Below are 360 nucleotides of genomic sequence, written 5' to 3'. Positions count from 1 at the left end.
CCCATCTTCAACCTGCGTCAACACGCCATCCTGCCAGTCGTAGCGCAGACACTGGCCCAGTGCATCCAGAGTCGCCCGCAGGCGCCAGTGGGTGCCTGTCGGGTCGGGCGCGAACACATACGCCGTCAGGCTGCTGGTGCCGATGACGGCCAGCTGGGGATTCCTTCGCCATGCCAGGGGAATCTGCTGCCAACGGATGCCCCATTCGCCCTCGCCGCCCCCGGCCAGCAGCCACAGGTCTTCGCTGGCTGAATACTGGGGGACTTCGGCCCGCAAGGGTTCAAAGGTGAGGGTACGGCCCTGGGTGTCGACCAGCCGGCAGGCGTCTGCCGCCGGTTCCAGTACCGGTGAGGCCGGCAG

1 protein-coding gene is annotated in these 360 nt (G+C 67.5%); it reads right to left on the bottom strand.

The features are described 5' to 3' along the window. Positions 1-360, bottom strand: a 360-nt coding sequence (locus PZA18_RS24425) for a hypothetical protein (RefSeq protein ID WP_284103485.1), incomplete at both ends; no start/stop codon positions are given.

The organism is Parachitinimonas caeni (genome assembly GCF_030129945.1).
GTDB lineage: Bacteria > Pseudomonadota > Gammaproteobacteria > Burkholderiales > Chitinimonadaceae > Parachitinimonas > Parachitinimonas caeni.
The sequence above is the reverse complement of the archived record's forward strand: the minus strand, read 5'-3'. Positions and strand labels throughout refer to the sequence as shown.